The following is a 19,278-nucleotide window of genomic DNA, read 5'->3' as shown; positions in this document are numbered from 1 at the left end:
GCCCTGACAGGCCGTCGAACGACGGCTGCGCCGACGGGTGCGGCAGACGCGCGCGGAGGAGGAGCACCGGTGAGGTACGAGGTACTCGGCCCGCTCAGGGTCAGCGACGCGGACGGCCCGGTCGCGATCGGCTCCCGCAAGACCGAGGCGGTGCTGGCCGTCCTGCTCGCCCGGATGGGCCAGGTCGTCTCGGTGGACGACCTGGTGCGCGAGCTGTGGCCCGCCGATCCGCCGCAGCGCGCCCGGGACGCCGTCTACGTGTACGTCTCGCAGCTGCGCAAGCTGCTGAGCCGCCTCGGCGAGCCCGATCCGGTCATCACCCGGGCGCCCGGCTACGTCCTGTGGACGCCGCCGCAGGCCGTCGACTTCCAGACCCTCCAGGAACAGCTGCCGACCGCCCGGGCGATGATGCGCGAGCGGCGCTACGAGGAGGCGTGCGAGCTGCTGGAGCGGATCGTCGCCCTGTGGCGCGGCCCGGTGCTCGGGGGCCTTCAGGCCGGGCCGGTGGTCAACACCTTCGCGGCCTGGCTGCAGGAGCTCCAACTGGAGTGCAGCGAGCTGCTGGTGGAGTCGAAGCTGATGCTCTCGAGGGACCGCGAGGTGGTCCCCCAGCTGCGCTGCCTGATCCGTGAGCACCCGCTCCAGGAGACCTTCTACGCCCAGCTGATGCTGGCCCTGTGGCGCTCCGGCCGGCAGGCCGAGGCCCTGGGCGTCTACCACTCCGCTCGGGACACCCTCAACCGGGAGCTGGGCCTGGAGCCGGGCTGCTGGCTGCGCAACCTGCAGCGCACCATCCTGGAGGTACGCGGCGAGGCGCGGGGTGAGGGCCGGGGTGAGGGCCGGGGAGAGGGCGGTGCCCGGCGCGCGCCCGTGCCCACGGCCGTGGCCGCCCGCGCCTGATCCGCCGTCACGGGGCCGTTTGGGTGCGGTTTAGCCCCCTTCGGCAGGCTGGGGGAGGCCGAACCGGAACCCCGAGCGATGACGGAGCGATTCGCGTGAACGATGTCCCCACCCGCCGCCTGGGCGGCCTCGAAGTCGGCGCCCAGGGGCTCGGCGCCCTGGGCCTGAGCGAGTTCTACGGCCCTACCGACCCCGAGCAGGCCGTCGCCACCATCCGGCGGGCGCTCGACCTGGGGGTCACCCTGATCGACACCGCCGACGTCTACGGGCACGGGCTGAGCGAGGAGCTGGTCGGCCGGGCGGTGGCCGGCCGGCGCGACGAGGCCGTCGTGGCCACCAAGTTCGGCGTGGTGCGCACCGGTGACGGGATCGGGCAGGCGGTGCGCGGCGACGCCGCCTACGTGAAGCAGTCCGCCGACGCCTCGCTCCAGCGCCTCGGCCTGGACCACATCGACCTCTTCTACCCGGCCCGGATCGACCCCTCGGTGCCGATCGAGGAGACGGTCGGCGCGCTGGCCGAGCTGGTCGAGGCCGGGAAGGTCCGGTACATCGGGCTCTCCGAGGCCGCCCCGGCGACCATCCGCCGGGCCCACGCCGTGCACCCGCTGGCCGCCGTACAGACCGAGTGGTCCCTGTTCTCCCGCGAGCTGGAGAGCGAAGTCGTGCCGCTCGCCCGGGAGCTGGGCATCGGCATCGTGCCCAACGCGCCGCTCGCCCGGGGCCTGCTGACCGGGCGCTACCGGGCCGCGGAGGTGTTCGGGCCGGAGGACTTCCGGACCGTCGCCCAGCCGCGATTCACCCCGGAGAACTTCCCCGGCAACCTCTCCCTGGTCGACCGGCTGGAGCCGCTGTCCATCGAACTCGGCGTATCCGTCGGCCAGTTGGCACTCGCCTGGGTGCACCACCGGGGCGAGGACGTGGTCCCGATCCCCGGCACCCGGCGGATCGACCACCTGGAGGAGAACCTCGCCGCCGCGACGCTGCCCCTCGGCCCCGAGGAACTGGCCGCGATCGAGGCGGCGGTGCCCGCCGGGCAGGTCGCCGGCGACCGGCTCACCGCATTCAGCCGGCAGTTCGTCGACCTCTGACGGCCTGCGGGTGCGCACCGGACGGGGCCCCCGTCCGGTGCGCACGGCTGTCCGTCCGCAGGGGTACGGCAGGGGCACGGCGAGGGCACGGCAAGGCGGCGGCGGCAGCAGGTTTAGCTCCTGGGGCAGGAGGGGTTTAGGCGCCCCATGGAGGCTGACGGGACCAGGGCGGGGCCGCACCGGCGGTCACCGCCCGTTCCGTCCGTCCTCCCGCAAGGATTCGCGATGACCGAACCCCTCGACAGACGCACCGCGTTCCCGCGCCTGCCGTCCCTCACCGGGCTGCGCTTCGGCGCCGCCCTGCTCGTCTACTTCACCCACATCTCGGTCGAGGGCTACCTCGCCCCCGGCCCGACCGGGGCGGTGTTCCGCTACGCCTTCGGCCTGGGCTGGCTGGGAGTGGAGTTCTTCTTCATCCTCAGCGGATTCGTCATGACCTGGTCGGCCCGGCCCGGCGACAGCGCTACGCGGTTCTGGCGCCGCCGGCTGGTGAAGGTCTTCCCGACCCACCTGGCGACCTGGCTGGCGGCGCTGCTGCTGGCCCTCGCCGCCGGCGAACTGCTCACCACCGCACGGCTGTTGCCCAGCTTCTTCCTGCTGAACGCCTGGGTCCCGGACCTGGACGTGATGCGGGCGGTCAACCTGCCCAGCTGGTCGCTCAGCGTGGAGCTGGCCTTCTACCTGGCCTTCCCCTGGCTGCACGCCCTGATCCGGCGGATCCGGCCGGAGCGGCTCTGGGCCTGGGTCGGGGGCGTGGCGGGAGCGATCGCGCTGCTCCCGTTCGCCGCCGACCACCTGTTCCCCTCCGAGCCCCGGCTGCCCGGGCTGGAGATGACGCTGACGCAGAACTGGTTCCTGGTGGCGCTGCCCGCCGTGCGTGCCCTGGACTTCGTCCTCGGCATCCTGCTGGCCCGGATCGTGCTGGCCGGCCGCTGGATCGGGCTCGGCATGCCGGGCGCGGGGCTGCTGGTCGCGGCCGGGGCGGCGGCCCAACTGGCCCTGGTGCCCACGGTGTACGGGCTCTCCGCCACGCTCGCGCTGCCGCTGGCCCTGTTCGTCGCGGCCGCGGCCCGGGCGGACACGACCGGCGGCCGCTCGCCGTTCCGGGGTGCGACGGCGGTGTGGCTGGGCGAGATCTCCTTCGCCTTCTACATGACGCACCACCTGGTGCTGCACTACGTCCGGCTGGCCCTCGGGGAGAGCAGGGTCTGGTCGGTGCCGGAACTCGCGGGCCTGGGGGTGGTGCTGCTGGCCGTGACCATCGGGGTGTCCTGGCTGGTCCACCGCCTCGTGGAGGCCCCGGCGATGCGCCGGTGGAGCCGCCCGGCCGCTCGCGGGGAGCGGCCGGAGCGGGTGCCCACCGGCGGGCGTACGGGCTGACCTTCGGGTCGAGCTGTCGAGCTGTCGAGCTGTCGAGCGGTTCGAGCTGTCGGGCTGTCGAGCGGTCAGGAGGTCACCGGCTCGCCGGTGACCTCCTCCACCACCGGGCCGGCCTCGAACGCCTTCGGCCGGCCGGGCAGGAGCAGACCCACGACCACGATGACCGCGGTCATCGCCAGCTCCCACCAGAAGGTGGTGGAGAACGCGTTCCGGACGGATTCGCCGTTCGCGACGCCCCGCTGGACGAGCAGTGCCACCAGCGCCACGCCGAAGGAGCCGCCGACCTGGTTGAGCGAGAGCATCGTGCTCGTCGCCCCCGAGGTCTTCTCCAGCGGAACGGTCCGGTACAGCGAGGCCAGCGTCGGCGCGCCGACGCAGCCGAGCCCGATGCCCGAGACCAGGGCGTACAGACCCAGCACCAGTTGGCTGGTGCTCCCCGAGGACAGCGCGTTGCCCAGGGTGCCGAGCACCACCAGCGCGGCGCCGACCGGCACCAGCAGGTTGGCGCCGAGCCTGTCGCTGAGCCGCCCGGCCAGCGGCATCCCGAGGAAGGTGCCGACGCCGAACGGCGCGAGCAGCAGCCCACTGGCCATCAGGCTCTGCCCGTGCACCTGCTGCTGGTAGAGCGGCAGCAGCACGTACAGCGAGAACACCGCCGCGCCGGTGAGCGCCATCGCGACCACCGCGGCCGTGAAGCCCTTGTTGGCGAGCAGCCGTACGTCGATCAGCGGGGTGCGGCGGGTGGTGAGCGCGTGCACCACGAACCCGGCGACCAGCGCGGCGCCGATGAGCAGCGAGACGATCACCGTGGCCGAGCCGAAGCCCTCGTGGGCGGTCTGCGACAGCCCGTACACCAGGATCGCGAAGCCGGGGCTCAGCAGCACCGTGCCGAGCACGTCGAAGGTCGCGCGCTCGCCCTCGGCGGGCACGTCGGCGGGCACCACCTTGAACGAGAACACCAGTGCCGCCAGCACGATCGGCACGTTCACCAGGAACAGCCAACTCCAGTGCAGGTTGTCCGCGATGACGCCGCCGAGGATCGGGCCGATCACCGGGCCGAGCGTCATCGGCAGGGCCAGCAGGCCCATCACCCGGCCCAGCCGGGCCGGGCCGGCCGCGCGGGCGGTGAGCGTCATCATGACCGGCTCGATGATGCCGGCGGCCACGCCCTGGAGGATGCGGAAGGTGATCAGCGAGGCGATGTTCCAGGACAGCGCCGAGGCGACGGCCGTCAGGGTGTAGAGCACCAGCCCGAAGACCCAGACCTTCTTGCCGCCGAAGTGGTCCACGGCCCAGCCGGTCACCGGGATGGTCGCGGCCACCGCCAGCAGGTAGCCGGTGATGACCCACTCGGCCGTGGTGAGCGTCGTGTCGAAGTTGTCGGCGAGCGGGCTCAGCCCGACCCCGACGATGGTCGCGTTCAGCGTCGCGGTGACCGACGCGAGCGCCATGACGACGATCAGCTTGACCAGCGGACCGTCCAGCCGATTCTCGGCCGATTGCGTCATTTCATTCCTTAGCGATAGCAGGGGAGAAGAGGCGGGCGAGGGGGCGCGAATTCGCGTTCGTCCGTGGCCGCGGAAATGCGGAGGGCCGTCCGGGAGGAGCGGCGAATGATCACCGACGTCCGAGCGCCCGCCGTGCGGGAAGGCCGGCGTCCAGAACACCGGCGTGCTGAAAGAGCGTATAAACAAGTGAGGGTCGTCGGCCATCGTTCCTTAGACGGCGTTAAGGCCGCCGGCCCGGAATGCGGGCCGACGGCCTTCGGCGGGGCGTCCGGCCGCCGGCCGGGCATCGGTGACCTGCGGTTCTTCCCCGCCGGCCGGGAACCGGGAGGGTTCCCGGCGGCTTTAGGTGGCGGCGGGTCAGGCGGGCTCGGGCCCGGCCGGATCCACGGTCAGCGCCCGCGCCGGGCAGAGCTGGTGGGCGAGCCGGACGTCCTGCTCCCGCTCGGCCGGGGGCTCGGGCTCCAGCAGGGTCACCAGCCCGTCGTCGTCGTGCTCGAACACGTCCGGCGCGGTCAGCACGCACAGGCCCGCGCCGATGCAGCGGTCCCGGTCGGTGGAGACCCGCACCCCGGCGCTCACCAGGCCACCGGCAGGCGCTCGACGCTCTGCATGGTGCCGGTGCGGCGCATCACCAGCTCCTCGGCCGGCACCGCCAGCCGCAGCCCGGGCAGCCGGCGCACCAGCGTCTCGAAGGCGATCTCCAGCTGGAGCCGGGCCAGGTTCTGCCCCAGGCACTGGTGGATGCCGTAACCGAAGGTCAGGTGCTGGCGGCTGGCCCGGGCCAGGTCCACCTCGTACGGCTCGGCGTGCACCCGCTCGTCCCGGTTGGTCATCGTGGAGGAGACCACCAGACCGTCCCCGGCCTTCAGCACCAGGCCGTCGATCTCGATGTCGTCGGTGATCCAGCGCACCCCGCCGAAGTCCGTCACCGCCGTGATCCGCAGCAGCTCCTCGATCGCGACGGAGGCCGGCACCTCGCCGTCGCGCAGCGCCGCCAGCTGCTCCGGGTGCTCCAGCAGGGCCAGCACGCTGATCGGGATCATCGAGGAGGTGGTCTCCAGGCCCGCGATCAGCAGCACCATGGCCAGCTGCACCACCTCGTCGTGGCTCAGCTCGCCGCTCTCCACGTGGGCCACCAGCCGGCCCACCAGGTTCTCGTCCGGCTCGCGCTCCTGGGCCGTCACCAGCCGGTCCAGGTACTGGACCAGCTCGGCGGCGGACGCCTCGGTGTGCGCCGGGTCCCGGCCCTGCATGACCCCGGCGGTGGCGGACTGGAAGAAGGCGTGGTCCTCGTACGGGATGCCCAGCAGCGCCGACATCACCAGGGAGGGGATCGGCGCCGCGAAGTGCTCCACCAGGTCGGCGGGGGCACCGAGCTCCTCGATCCCGTCGATCAGTCCGTTGACGATCCGCTCGATGTCGGGGCGCAGCGCCCGGGCGTGCTTGAGGCTGAACTCGGGGTTGAGCAGCCGCCGGTGGTGGCGGTGGATCGGCGGGTCCTCGCCGACCAGGACGAGCTTGCGGGCGGCGGGCGCGCCCAGGTGGGGGGCCATGGTGGGGTATTCGTCGTAGCTGCGGTCGGAGGACAGCCGGTCGTCGGCGAGCAGCCGGCGGGCCTCCTCGTAGCCGGTGACCAGCCACACCCGGCGGTCGTTCCACAGGGTGACCTGGTTGATCGGGCCCCGGTCGCTGATCTCCCGGTACACGTCCGGCGGCTGGTAGGGGCAGGTGCGGCGCACCGGGAACGACGGTGCTTCGGCGGAACTGGCGGACAACGCGGCCTCCCGGTCGGATGACCCGGAATCATTTCCGGGGGGGAATTCCACTTGCTCCGGCGCATGCTAGTTCCGTTCCCCGGGCGCGGGCCACGGCGGTTCCGGCGGAAATCCGTGGGAATTCAACGGTCGTTTGTCGCGGATTCAGCGGCGCATTCGCGCGGCGGCGGGGGCGGTTCAGCGGACGCGCCGAGCCGGTTTAGCTCCGTTGCCTAGCGTGATCGGAACGCCGTTCCCCGGCGTCCTCCCGTTCCCGTTCCGAAACGGAGTCGCAGCATGGCATCGATCACCCTCCCCGGCCCGCTGGCCCCCGCCGCGGACGCCCTGCGGGGCTGGCTGCTCGCCAGACTGGCGGTGCCGCCGCTCGCCCCGAAGGGCCCCAACCCGCGGGTCGGCGAGCCCGCCAACCTGCTCTACCTGACCGACCTCGCCGAGACCCTCGTCAGCTACGACTCCTCCAACTCCGACTTCAGCGGGGCCACCCCGACGCTGGAGGACATCGCCCACGTCCGGTACGAACTGCGCGACCAGGAGGGCGCGCTGGTCGGGACGACCAACGGGTACGGGCGGATGCTGCGCAAGGGCCCGGACGGCCAGTTCCTGGGCTACTTCTCGGAGGAGATCCGGCTGCTCGACGGCAACGTCATCCGCACCGGCGGCGTCGTCGACGACGCCCGGCTGACCCTCGGCGAGCAGCAGACCATCAAGGCCGTCGCGGTGGCCGGCCCGCTGCGCGGGGCGGTCGGGTTCCGCCAGTTCCGTCCGGTCGAGACCCACAAGTCCTACGCCTCGGCGATCGTCCTCTACCGCAGCTGAACACCCCCGCGCCGAACCGCCGTTCGGCCGACACGCCCTAGACGCGCCTGGGAGCAGACCGCAGATGGACCCCGCAGAGATCCGCCTCCTGGCGGCCGGCACCGCGTTGCCGGGCCCGCCCATCGACAACGCCGCCCTGGGCCGCCGCTTCGGCATGGACGCGCTCTGGGAGCAGTGGGTGGACGCCTTCATCGGCACCCGCACCCGCCACCTCGCCCTCGACCTGGAGAGCGGCGAGCAGCGCGACACCCTGGCCGACCTCGGCACCACCGCCGGAGCGCGCGCGCTCGCCGCGGCCGGCACCGACCCCGCCGACATCGACCTCGTGGTGCTCGGCACCGCCACCCCCGACACCCTGATGCCGGCCACCGTCAACGTCGTCGCCGACCGGCTCGGCATCGACGACGTGGCCACCTACCAGCTCCAGTCCGGCTGCTCCGGCGCCGTCCAGGCCATCGACGTCGCCCGGCAGCTGCTCTCCACCGGCCGCCACCGCACCGCCCTGGTGCTCGGCGGCGACGTCATCGCCAAGCACTACGACCTGGAGGCCGACCTGCGCGCCGTCCCCCCGGCCGAACTGGTCAACTACGTGCTCTTCGGCGACGCCGCCGGGGCCGCCGTGCTCAGCGCCGACCCGGCGGCAGGCCCGACCGCCGTCCGCGCCTCCTTCGTCCAACTCTCCGGCCGGGGAAGGGCCCCGGGCCAGGTGCTGGAGTGGTTCGGCCCCGTCGACCGGCACAGCGACCGGTCCTCGGCGCGGGAGGACTACAAGGCGATCGAGGAGACCGTCCCGCTGTTCGCGGAGCAGATCCTGCACCGGCTGCTCGCCGAAACCGGCTGGCGGGAGGACGAGGTGACGCACCTGCTGCCGCCGCAGCTGTCCACCCGGATGACCGCCCGGATCGTCGAGCGGCTCGGGCTGGAGCACGCCGAGGAGATCAGCTGCGTCGGCGAGACCGCCAACACCGGCAACGCCCTGGTCTTCTTCCAACTCGAACAGGTCCTGCCCGAGCTCGCCCCGGGCGACCGCGCCGCCGCCATCGCCGTCGAGTCCAGCAAGTGGATCAAGTCCGGGTTCGCCCTGGAACGGGTCTGACCCCACCGGCCCCCCGGCCCTCCAGCCCCCGGCCCCCGCCGGCCCCGCCGCCCCGCCACCCTCCCCGAGCCATCGAAGGGCAGAGCACGCCATGTCGAACGACGAGAAGCTCCGCGACTACCTCAAGCGGGTCAGCGCCAGCCTCCAGGACACCCGCCTGCGACTGGAAGAGGCCGAGGCCAGGTACACGGAGCCGATCGCCGTCGTCGGGATGGCCTGCCGCTACCCGGGCGGGGTGCGGTCCCCGGAGGAGCTGTGGCGGCTGGTCGCCGAAGGCCGGGACGCCATCGCGGAGTTCCCCGCCGACCGGGGCTGGGACCTGGACGCCCTGTACGACCCGGACCCGGAGCACACCGGCACCTCCTACACCCGGCACGGCGGCTTCCTCGCCGAAGCGGCCGGATTCGACGGGGAGTTCTTCGGCGTCAGCCCCCGCGAGAGCGGCACCATCGACCCGCAGCAGCGACTGCTGCTGGAGACCACCTGGGAGGCACTGGAGAGCGCGGGCCTGGACCCGGCCGCGCTGCGCTCCACCCCGGTCGGCGTCTTCACCGGGATCATGTACAACGACTACGGCTCGCGGCTCAACCCGCTGCCCGCCGCCGTCGAGGGCCAGGTCGGCATCGGCAGCGCGCCCAGCGTGGCCTCCGGCCGGATCGCCTACACCTACGGCTTCGAGGGCCCGGCGGTGACGGTGGACACCGCCTGCTCCTCCTCCCTGGTCGCCCTGCACCTCGCCGCCCAGGCCCTGCGCTCCGGCGAGTGCACGCTCGCCCTCGCGGGCGGGGCCACGGTGATGGCCACCCCCAACACCTTCGTCGAGTTCAGCCGCCAGCGCGGACTCTCCCCCGACGGCCGCTGCAAGGCGTTCTCCGCCGGTGCCGACGGCACCGGCTGGGGCGAGGGCGTCGCCCTGCTGCTCCTCGAACGCCTCTCCGACGCCCGGGCCAACGGCCACCCCGTCCTCGCCGTGGTGCGCGGCTCCGCCGTCAACCAGGACGGCACCAGCAGCCAGCTCTCCGCCCCCCACGGCCCCTCGCAGGAGCGGGTGATCCGGGCGGCGCTGGCGGCGGCCGGGCTGGGCGCGGCGGACGTGGACGCGGTGGAGGCCCACGGCACCGGCACCCGCCTCGGCGACCCGATCGAGGCGCAGGCGCTGCTGGCGACGTACGGGCGGGAGCGGTCGGCGGGGCGGCCGTTGTGGCTGGGGTCGGTGAAGTCCAACATCGGGCACGCCCAGGCGGCGGCCGGGGTGGCGGGCGTCATCAAGATGGTGCAGGCGCTGCGGCACGGCGTCCTGCCCGCGACCCTGCACGTGGACGAGCCGACGGGGGAGGTGGACTGGACCTCCGGCGGAGTGGAGTTGCTGCGCGCGCCCGTCGCGTGGGCCCCGGGCGAGCGTCCGCGCCGTGCGGGCGTGTCGGCCTTCGGGATCAGCGGGACGAACGCCCACGTGATCCTGGAGGAGGCCCCGGCGGGTGTGACGGCGGAGCCGGTTCCGCCCGGGGCGCGGACTGTTGTGGCGACGGCTTCCCACGAGGCTCCGGCCGAGCCCTCGGCGGCGGTCCCCGTGCTGCTGTCGGCGCGTTCCGAGGCGGCTCTCGCCGCGGCCGGCGAGCGGCTCGCGGACTGGCTGGAGGGGCCGGGCGCGGAGACGGCCCTGTCGGAGGTGGCGGCCTGGACGCTCACCCGGGGCGCCCGGCACCGGCTCGGGGCCGCCCTCGTCGCCTCGGATCGGGACGAACTGCTCGCCGGGCTCCGGGCGTTGGCCGCGCAGACGGCTCACCCGGCGGTGGTGTCGGGCCGCGCGGCGGGTTCGCCGGGCCGGGTGGTGCTGGTGTTCCCTGGTCAGGGTTCGCAATGGGTGGGGATGGGGGTGGCTCTGGCGCAGTCGTCGCCGGTGTTCGCCTCGCTCCTGGCGGAGGCCGGTCGGGCGCTGGAGCCCTATGTGGAGTGGGAGTTGGCGGATGCTCTGCGTGATCCCGTTCTGTTGGAGCGGGTGGATGTGGTGCAGCCGGTGCTGTGGGCGGTGATGGTGTCCCTGGCCGGTCTCTGGCGTTCCTACGGTCTGCACGTGGATGCGGTGGTCGGCCATTCCCAGGGGGAGATCGCCGCGGCGGCGGTGTCGGGCGCGTTGAGTCTGGACGACGCGGCAGCGGTGGTGGCTTTGCGCAGCAGGGCGATCCGGCTGATCGCGGGTGAGGGTGGCATGGCTTCCGTGCCGCTGCCGGTGGCGGAGGTGGAGGAGCTGATCGTCCGTTGGGAGGGCGAGTTGGAGGTCGCGGCCGTCAACGGCCCCTCCTCGACGGTGGTTTCCGGCACCGCCGGAGCGATCACCGAACTCGTCGCCTGGGGCGAGACCCACGAGGTCCGGGTACGGCAGGTTCCGGTGGACTACGCCTCGCACTCCGCCCACGTCGAGGCCCTCCGCACCACGATCCGGGACGTGCTGGCCCACATTCGCCCCAAGTCCTCCGACATCCCGTTCTACTCGACCGTCACCGCCACCCCGCTCGACACCTCGACCCTGGACGGCGAGTACTGGTTCCGCAACCTGCGCGGCCGCGTCCGTTTCGAGGACACCGTCCGCGCGCTTGCCGCCGACGGCTTCACCACCTTCGTCGAGGCCAGCGCCCACCCCGTCCTCACCCTCGCCCTCCAGGACACCCTGACCACCACCGAAACCCCCGACACCCTCGTCACCGGCACCCTGCGCCGCAACCGCGAGGACGACCAACCCCTCCTCCAGGCCCTCGCCGCCGTCGAACTCCACGGCCACCGCCTCACCTGGCCCGTCACCACCCCCACCACCCCACCCGGACTCCCCACCTACCCCTTCCAGCACCGCCGCCACTGGCTCGACGCCCCCACCCCCACCGGCGGCCCGGACGCCTCCGCCCACCCCCTGCTCGGCGCGACCGTCGAACGCGCCGACGACGGCGGGCTCGTGCTGACCGGCCGCCTGTCCCTGCGCAGCCACCCCTGGTCGGCCGAGCACAGTGTCGCGGGGACCGTCCTGTTCCCGGGCACCGGCTTCGCCGAACTCGCCCTGGCCACCGCCGAGTCCGCCGGGGCGTCCGGCGTGGAGGAACTCGTCCTGCTGGCGCCGCTGACCCTCGGCGAGGCGGTGCTGGATCTCCAGGTCCTCGTCCCGGCCGCCGAGCAGGACGGTCGCCGCACCTTCGACGTCTACTCCCGCCCCGAGCACGGCGGCGCCGGGGACTGGACCCATCACGCGACCGGCACCCTGGCCGCCGAGCCGTCCGAACCCGACGACGAGTTCCCCGCCGACTGGCCCCCCGCCGGGGCCGTCCCGCTCGAACTCGCCACCGCTGCCCGGCGGTTCGCCGCCGCCGAGGTCGGCTACGGCCCCACCTACCAGGGCCTGCGCGCCGCCTGGCAGCACGGCGACACCGTCTACGCGACCGTCGAACTCCCCGAACCCGCACACCCGGACGCCGCCCGCTACGGCCTCCACCCCGCCCTGCTCGACGCCGCCCTCCAGGCCGACGTCGCGGCCGAGGCCGCCGCAGACGAGCCGGAGCGCCCCGCCGTCCTGCGGCTGCCGTTCGCCTGGAACGGCCTCACGCTGCACGCCGTCGGCGCCACCGCGCTCCGCGTGCGGCTGGACCGCCTGGAGCAGGACACCCTCCGAGTCCGGGCCGTCGACCCCGAGGGCGCGCCCGTCCTCACCGTCGACACCCTGGTGCTGCGCCCGGTGGACGCCGACCGGCTGACCGCCCCCGCCTCCCGGGGCCCGGCCCGCCCCACCCGCACCCCGGCCCGGCGGGCCGCCGGACGCACGGCGGGGGAGAGCGGCTCGGCCGAGCGCCTCCGGGGCCTGCCCGCCGGGGATCTGGCGCGGCGGGTGCAGGAGCTGGTGCGCGCGGAGGCCGCCGCCGTGCTCGGCTACGCCACCCCCGCCGAGCTCGACCCCGACCGGGCCTTCCGCGACCTCGGCTTCGAGTCCCTCACCGCTGTCCAGCTGCGCGATCGGATCGCCGCCGCCACCGGTCTCACACTGCCGCCGACCCTGGTCTTCAACCACCCCAGCCCGCGCGCCCTCGCCGAGCACCTCGGCGACCTGCTGCGCCGGGGTGGCACCGCGCCCGCCACCGCGCCCGCCCGCTCCCGTGCCGCCGCCGACGAACCCCTGGCGATCATCGGGATGGCCTGCCGCTACCCGGGCGGGGTGGGCTCCCCCGAGGAGCTGTGGCGGCTGGTCGCCGAGGGCCGGGAGGCGATCTCCGGATTCCCCGCCGACCGGGGCTGGGACGTGGACGCGCTGTACGACCCGGACCCGGAGCACACCGGCACCTCCTACACCCGGCACGGCGGCTTCCTCGCCGGCGCCGCCGACTTCGACCCAACATTCTTCGGCATCAACCCGCGCGAGGCCCTCGCCATGGACCCGCAGCAGCGGCTGCTGCTGGAGGCGTCCTGGGAGGCGCTGGAGAGCGCGGGCCTGGACCCGGCCGCGCTGCGCGGCACCCCGGTCGGCGTCTTCACCGGCCTGATCTACACCGAGTACGGCGGCCGGGTGCGCGGCTCCGCCCCCGAGGCCGAGGGCTACCTCGGCACCGGCAGCGCGGGCAGCGTGGCCTCCGGCCGGATCGCCTACACGTACGGCTTCGAGGGCCCGGCGGTGACGGTGGACACCGCCTGCTCCTCCTCCCTGGTCGCCCTGCACCTGGCGGGGCAGGCGCTGCGCTCCGGCGAGTGCAGCCTCGCCCTGGTCGGCGGCGCCACCGTGATGTCCACCCCGGACACCCTGATCGAGTTCAGCCGCCAACGAGGGCTGTCCCCGGACGGCCGCTGCCGCGCCTTCTCGGCCGACGCGGACGGCACCGGCTTCTCCGAGGGCGTCGGGCTGCTCCTGGTCGAACGACTGTCGGACGCCCGGGCGAACGGCCACCCGGTGCTCGCGGTGGTGCGCGGCACGGCGGTCAATCAGGACGGCGCCTCGAACGGCCTGACCGCGCCGAACGGCCCCTCGCAGGAGCGGGTGATCCGGGCGGCCCTGGCGGCGGCCGGGCTGGGCGCGGCGGACGTGGACGCGGTGGAGGCCCACGGCACCGGCACCCGCCTCGGCGACCCGATCGAGGCGGAAGCCCTGCTGGCGACGTACGGGCGGGAGCGGTCGGCGGAGCGGCCGTTGTGGCTGGGGTCGGTGAAGTCCAACATCGGGCACGCCCAGGCGGCGGCCGGGGTGGCGGGCATCATCAAGATGGTGCAGGCGCTGCGGCACGGCGTCCTGCCGGCGACCCTGCACGCCGGCGAGCCGACCGGCGCCGTCGACTGGGGGAGCGGCGCGGTGGAGCTGCTGCGCGCGCCCGTCGCATGGGCGCCGGGCGAGCGTCCGCGCCGCGCGGGCGTGTCGGCCTTCGGGATGAGCGGCACCAACGCGCACGTGATCCTGGAGGAGGCCCCGGCCGTCCCGAGTCCTGTGCCCCTCCCGGCACGCTCGCAGGCGGGCCCGGCGGCCGAACCCGCCCCCGTCGCGGCCTCCGTGGCTTTCCCGGTGGACCCGGCGGCGGCCACCGGTGGCGAGCTCTCGGCGGCGGTCCCCGTGCTGCTGTCGGCGCGCTCCGAGGCGGCCCTCGCCGCCGCAGGCGAGCGGCTCGCGGACTGGCTGGAGGGCCCGGGCGCGCAGACCGCCCTGTCGGAGGTGGCGGCCTGGACGCTCACCCGGGGCGCCCGGCACGGCTACGGCGCCGCCGTCACCTCGGGCGATCGCGCCGAGGCGGTGGCCGCACTTCGCGCCCTGGCCGACCACCCTGCGGTGGTGTCGGGCCGGTTGGCGGGTTCGCCGGGCGGGGTGGTGCTGGTGTTCCCGGGTCAGGGGTCGCAGTGGGTGGGGATGGGGGTGGCTCTGGCGGAGTCGTCGCCGGTGTTCGCCTCGCTTCTGGCGGAGGCGGGTCGGGCGCTGGAGCCCTATGTGGACTGGGAGTTGGAGCAGGCTCTGCGTGATCCCGCTCTGTTGGAGCGGGTGGATGTGGTGCAGCCGGTGCTGTGGGCGGTGATGGTGTCCCTCGCAGGGTTGTGGCGCTCCTACGGCCTCCGGATCGACGCGGTGGTCGGCCACTCGCAGGGCGAGATCGCCGCGGCGGCTGTCTCAGGAGCCTTGAGTCTGGACGACGCGGCAGCGGTGGTGGCTCTGCGCAGCAGGGCGATCCGGCTGATCGCGGGCGAGGGTGGCATGGCTTCCGTGCCGCTCCCGGTGTCCGAGGTGGAGGAGCTGATCGCCCGCTGGAGCGGGGAGTTGGAGGTCGCCGCCGTCAACGGCCCGTCCTCGACGGTGGCTTCGGGCACTGCCACCGCGATCACCGAACTCGTCGCCTGGGGCGAGGCCAACGAGGTCCGGGTACGGCAGGTCCCCGTCGACTACGCCTCCCACTCCGCCCACGTCGAATCCCTCCACGCCACCCTCCTGGACCAGTTGGGCGCCATCGAGCCGAGGACGGCCGAGATCCCCTTCTACTCGACCGTCACCGCCACCCCGCTGGACACCGAAACCCTCGACGCCGAGTACTGGTTCCGCAACCTGCGCAGCCGCGTCCGTTTCGAGGACACCGTCCGCGCGCTCGCCGCCGACGGCTTCACCACCTTCGTCGAGGCCAGCGCCCACCCCGTCCTCACCCTCGCCCTCCAGGACACCCTGACCACCACCGAAACCCCCGACACCCTCGTCACCGGCACCCTGCGCCGCAACCGCGAGGACGACCAACCCCTCCTCCAGGCCCTCGCCGCCGTCGAACTCCACGGCCACCGCCTCACCTGGCCCGTCACCACCCCCACCACCCCACCCGGACTCCCCACCTACCCCTTCCAGCACCGCCACTACTGGCTCGACCCCGCCCCGGACGTCAGCGACCCCGGCCACCTGGGCCTGCACAGCGCCGAGCACCCGCTGCTGGGCGCCACCACCGACCTGCCGGACGGCACCGCGCTCTACACCAGCCGCCTGTCGACCGGTACGCACCCCTGGCTGCTCGACCACGCCGTCACCGGCGTCCCGCTGCTGCCCGCCACCGCCCTGGTCGAACTCGCGCTGCACGCCGGCCACCGGGCCGCCGTCCCGGCCCTGTCCGAACTGACCCTGGAGGCACCGCTGTTGCTCGGCGGCGAAGCCGTCCACCTGCAGACCACCCTCCAACCGCCCGACGCCGACGGTGTCCGTGCTCTGGCCGTCCACTCCCGGCCGGCCGCCGCCGGACCGCAGGAGCCGTGGACCAGGCACGCCACCGCCCTGCTCCTCCCGGCCGGACCGGAGGCCGCCCCGGAGGACTGGCCCCGTGCCTGGCCGCCGCCCGGTGCCGCGCCCGTGGAGCCGGAGGCCCTCTACCCGGACCTCGCCGAGCGCGGCTACGACTACGGCCCGGTCTTCCAGGGGGTCCAGGCCCTGTGGCGCGACGGGGACACGGTCTACGCGACGGTCGAACTCCCCGAGCCCGCACGCCCGGACGCCGCCCGCTACGGTCTCCACCCCGCCCTGCTGGACGCCGCCCTCCACCCGCTTGCGGTCACCGCCGCCACCACCGATCAGCCGACCGCCCTCCCCTTCGCCTGGACGGGCGTCACCCTCGCCGCCACGGCCGCCACCAGCCTGCGCGTACGCCTGACCCGCCACGGCGCCGACTCCGTCGCGCTGACCGCCACCGACCCGCTCGGCGGCCCGGTGCTCGCCGTCGAGCGGATCGCCCTGCGCCCGCTCGCCCCCGGCGCCCTCGCCGCCGCCGCCCGCCCGGCCGGGCGGTCCGAGGGCCTGTACCACCTCGACTGGACCCCCGTTCCCCCGGCGGAGGCACCCTCCGAGCCCTGGGCCGCGCTGCCCGAGCACCGCCTCGGCACCGAAGGCACCGAAGGCACCGAAGGCACCGAAGGCACCGAAGGCACCGAAGGCACCGAAGGCACCGAATACACCGAAGGAACCGAACTGCCCGACCCCGCAGCCCTGTTCACCACCGACCCGCCCGCCACCGCCGTCCTGCCGCTCACCCTCCCCGACCACCCGGACCTCGTCGCCGCCACCACCTCCCTGCTCGGCTTCCTCCAACGCTGGCTCGCCCAGGACCACCTGGCCGACACCCGCCTCGCCGTCCTCACCCGCGACGCCCAGCACGCGGATCCCGCCGACAGCCCGGTCGAGCCCGTCGCCGCCGCCCTGTGGGGCCTGTTGCGCAGCGCCCAGACCGAGCACCCCGGCCGCTTCCGCCTGCTGGACACCGACGGCCACCCCGACTCCCGTACGGCCCTGGCCGCCGCCCTCGCCCTGGATGAGCCCCAACTGGCCCTGCGCCGGGGCACGGTGCTCGCCCCGGCCGTCCTGCCGCTGCCCGCCCGCCCCGAGCTCACCGCGCCGCCCGAGGAGGGCCCCTGGCGGCTCGCCCCCACCGGCGACACCCTGGACGCGCTGGCCCTGCTCCCCGCCCCGGACGCCGCCCGCCCGCTCGCCCCGGGCGAGGTCCGGATCGCCGTACGGGCCGCCGGGCTGAACTTCCGGGATGTGCTGATCACCCTGGGCGTCTACCCCGACCGCGCCCTGCTCGGCACCGAGGCGGCCGGGGTGGTCACCGAGGTCGGCGCCGAGGTGACGGACCTCCGGCCCGGCGACCGGGTCACGGGCCTGGTGTCCGGGGGCATCGGCCCGGTGGCCGTCACCGACCACCGGCTGCTGGCCCGCATCCCGGCCGGCTGGACCTTCGCCCAGGCCGCCGCCGTCCCCGCCGCCTACCTGACGGCCCACTACGCCCTGGTCGACCTGGCCGGGCTGCGCGCGGGCGAGCGGCTGCTGGTGCACTCGGCGGCGGGTGGGGTCGGCATCGCCGCCGTCCAGCTCGCCACCCACCTGGGCGCCGAGGTGTACGGGACGGCCGGGCCCGGCAAGTGGGACACCCTGGCCGCGCTGGGCGTCGACCCGGCCCGCACGGCCTCCTCCCGCACCCTCGACTTCGAGGGGAGCTTCCTGGCCGCCACCGGCGGCGCCGGGGTGGACGTGGTGCTGAACTCCTTCACCGGGGACTTCGTCGACGCCTCCCTGCGGCTGCTGCCGCGCGGCGGACGCTTCGTCGAGATGGGCAAGGCCGACCTCCGCGATCCCGAGCGGATCGCCGAGGAGCACCCGGGCGTGCGCTACCGCTCCTTCGACCTGCTGGAGGCCGGCCCCCGGCGGATCGGCGAACTGCTGGCCGCCCTGCTGGAGCTGTTCGAGCGCGGGGCGCTGACCCTGCCGCCGATCACCGCCTGGCCGGTCGCCCGGGCGGGGGAGGCCCTGCGCCACCTCGGCCAGGCCCGGCACACCGGCAAGGTCGTGGTGACCGTGCCCGCGCCGATCGACCCGGCGGGCACCGTGCTGGTCACCGGGGGCACCGGCACCCTGGGCGCACTGACCGCCCGGCACCTGGTGGCCGAGCACGGCGCCCGTCACCTGCTGCTGGCGGGCCGGCGCGGCCCCGAGGCCGAGGGCGCCGCCGAGCTGGCCGCCGAACTCGCCGCCCTGGGCGCCGAGGTGACGCTCGCCGCGGTGGACGTCGCCGACCGGGCGGCGCTGGCGGCCCTGCTCGACGCCGTCCCCGCCGAGCACCCGCTGACGCTGGTGGTGCACGCCGCGGGGGCCCTGGCCGACGGCGTCCTGGAGGCCCTGGACCGTACGGCCCTGGAGGCCGTGCTCGCCCCCAAGGCCCTGGCCGCCCGCCACCTGGACGAGCTGACCCGGCACGCGGACCTCGCCGACCTGGTGCTCTTCTCCTCCGTCTCCGGCGTGCTCGGCGGCGGCGGGCAGGCCAACTACGCCGCGGCCAACGCCTACCTGGACGCCCTCGCCCAGCGCCGCGCCGCCGAGGGCCTGCCCGCGACCTCCCTCGCCTGGGGCCTGTGGCAGCGGGCCAGCGGCCTCACCGGCGGGCTCACCGACGGGGACCGGGCCCGGCTGGCCCGCGGGGGCCTGGTGCCGCTGACCGACCGGGAGGGCCTGGCCCTGCTGGACACCGCCCGCGCGAGCGGCCGGGCAGCCCTGGTCACCACCCGTTTCGACCTGAGGGCCGGTCAGGACGCCGGGACGGTACCCCCGCTGCTGCGCGCCCTGCTGCGGACCTCGGTGGGCTCCCGGCGCAGCGCCGCCGGAGCCCCCACGGCCGGAGGCCCGGTCCCGCTGGCGGAGCGCCTGGCCGCCCTCGACCCGGCCGGACGGGCCGAAGCCCTGCTCCAGCTGGTCCGGGCCCAGGCCGCCGCCGCCCTCGGGCACGGCACGGCCGACACCGTGGCCGCCGACCAGGCGTTCAAGGAGATCGGCTTCGACTCGCTCACCGCCGTCGAGCTGCGCAACCGCCTCGGCGCGGCCACGGGCCTGCGGCTGCCCCCGACCACCGTCTTCGACCACCCGACCCCGTCGGCGCTGGCCGCCCATCTGCACCGGGAACTGGCCCCCGGGGACGAGGCCGCGCCGGACCCGCTGCTGCGCGAACTCGACCGGCTGGAGGCCCTGCTGCCCGCGCTCGGCGCCGCCGAGGGCCTGCGGGGCACGGTCGGACGGCGGCTGCGCGAACTGCTCTGGCGCCTGGACGACGGCCCGGCCGAACCCGTCGGCACCGCCGGGACCGTCGGGACCGCCAGGACCGTCGGGACCATCGGCACCGGGGACCTCACGGCGGCCGGCGACGAGGACCTGTTCGCCGCACTCGACGACGAACTCAACCACCCCGGAACGGAGGTCTGAG

General features: G+C 74.8%; 9 protein-coding genes. 6 read left to right on the top strand and 3 right to left on the bottom strand.

What is annotated here, in order from left to right; genetic code table 11:
• Positions 1-69: 69 nt before the first annotated feature.
• The 3 genes from ACIBCA_RS17735 to ACIBCA_RS17725 all read left to right on the top strand — a co-directional run bounded on the left by ACIBCA_RS17735 (position 70) and on the right by ACIBCA_RS17725 (position 3,368).
• A complete protein-coding gene (locus ACIBCA_RS17735; RefSeq protein ID WP_396283807.1) occupies positions 70-900 on the top strand; it encodes a BTAD domain-containing putative transcriptional regulator in 831 nt (276 codons plus the stop codon).
• A gap of 95 nt (positions 901-995) precedes the next feature.
• Positions 996-1,988 carry an aldo/keto reductase gene (locus ACIBCA_RS17730; RefSeq protein ID WP_396283806.1) on the top strand — a complete coding sequence of 331 codons (993 nt, stop codon included), beginning with the start codon at positions 996-998 and terminating at the stop codon, positions 1,986-1,988.
• 225 nt (positions 1,989-2,213) lie between these two features.
• The gene (locus ACIBCA_RS17725) at positions 2,214-3,368 is read left to right on the top strand and encodes an acyltransferase family protein (protein WP_396283805.1); all 1,155 of its coding nucleotides are present in this window, start codon (positions 2,214-2,216) and stop codon (positions 3,366-3,368) included.
• 65 nt (positions 3,369-3,433) lie between these two features.
• Here ACIBCA_RS17725 and ACIBCA_RS17720 read toward each other — a convergent pair whose 3' ends face one another.
• The 3 genes from ACIBCA_RS17720 to ACIBCA_RS17710 all read right to left on the bottom strand — a co-directional run bounded on the left by ACIBCA_RS17720 (position 3,434) and on the right by ACIBCA_RS17710 (position 6,651).
• The gene (locus ACIBCA_RS17720; protein ID WP_396283804.1) at positions 3,434-4,876 is read right to left on the bottom strand and encodes a DHA2 family efflux MFS transporter permease subunit; all 1,443 of its coding nucleotides are present in this window, start codon (positions 4,874-4,876) and stop codon (positions 3,434-3,436) included.
• A gap of 357 nt (positions 4,877-5,233) precedes the next feature.
• Positions 5,234-5,455 (bottom strand): ferredoxin, encoded by a 222-nt coding sequence (locus ACIBCA_RS17715; RefSeq protein WP_396283803.1) that lies wholly within the window; start codon positions 5,453-5,455, stop codon positions 5,234-5,236.
• Positions 5,452-6,651: a cytochrome P450 gene (locus ACIBCA_RS17710; RefSeq protein WP_396283802.1), complete on the bottom strand. Its 1,200-nt coding sequence runs from the start codon at positions 6,649-6,651 to the stop codon at positions 5,452-5,454. Before ACIBCA_RS17710 ends, ACIBCA_RS17715 begins: the two co-directional genes overlap by 4 nt.
• 276 nt (positions 6,652-6,927) lie before the next feature.
• Between ACIBCA_RS17710 and ACIBCA_RS17705 the strand changes: the two genes are divergently transcribed.
• From ACIBCA_RS17705 to ACIBCA_RS17695, 3 genes are all read left to right on the top strand, one after another.
• Positions 6,928-7,467, top strand: a complete 540-nt coding sequence (locus tag ACIBCA_RS17705) for a hypothetical protein (protein ID WP_396283801.1) — start codon at positions 6,928-6,930, stop codon at positions 7,465-7,467.
• 64 nt (positions 7,468-7,531) lie between these two features.
• Positions 7,532-8,563, top strand: coding sequence for a 3-oxoacyl-ACP synthase III family protein (locus ACIBCA_RS17700; protein ID WP_396283800.1), 1,032 nt, complete (start codon positions 7,532-7,534; stop codon positions 8,561-8,563).
• A gap of 91 nt (positions 8,564-8,654) precedes the next feature.
• Positions 8,655-19,277: an SDR family NAD(P)-dependent oxidoreductase gene (locus ACIBCA_RS17695; RefSeq protein WP_396283799.1), complete on the top strand. Its 10,623-nt coding sequence runs from the start codon at positions 8,655-8,657 to the stop codon at positions 19,275-19,277.
• Position 19,278 lies beyond the last annotated feature (1 nt).

The sequence above is a fragment of the Kitasatospora sp. NPDC051170 genome, from assembly GCF_044455705.1.
Lineage (GTDB): Bacteria > Actinomycetota > Actinomycetes > Streptomycetales > Streptomycetaceae > Kitasatospora.
Note: the sequence above shows the minus strand (reverse complement) of the source record. Positions and strands in the feature narration are given on the sequence as shown.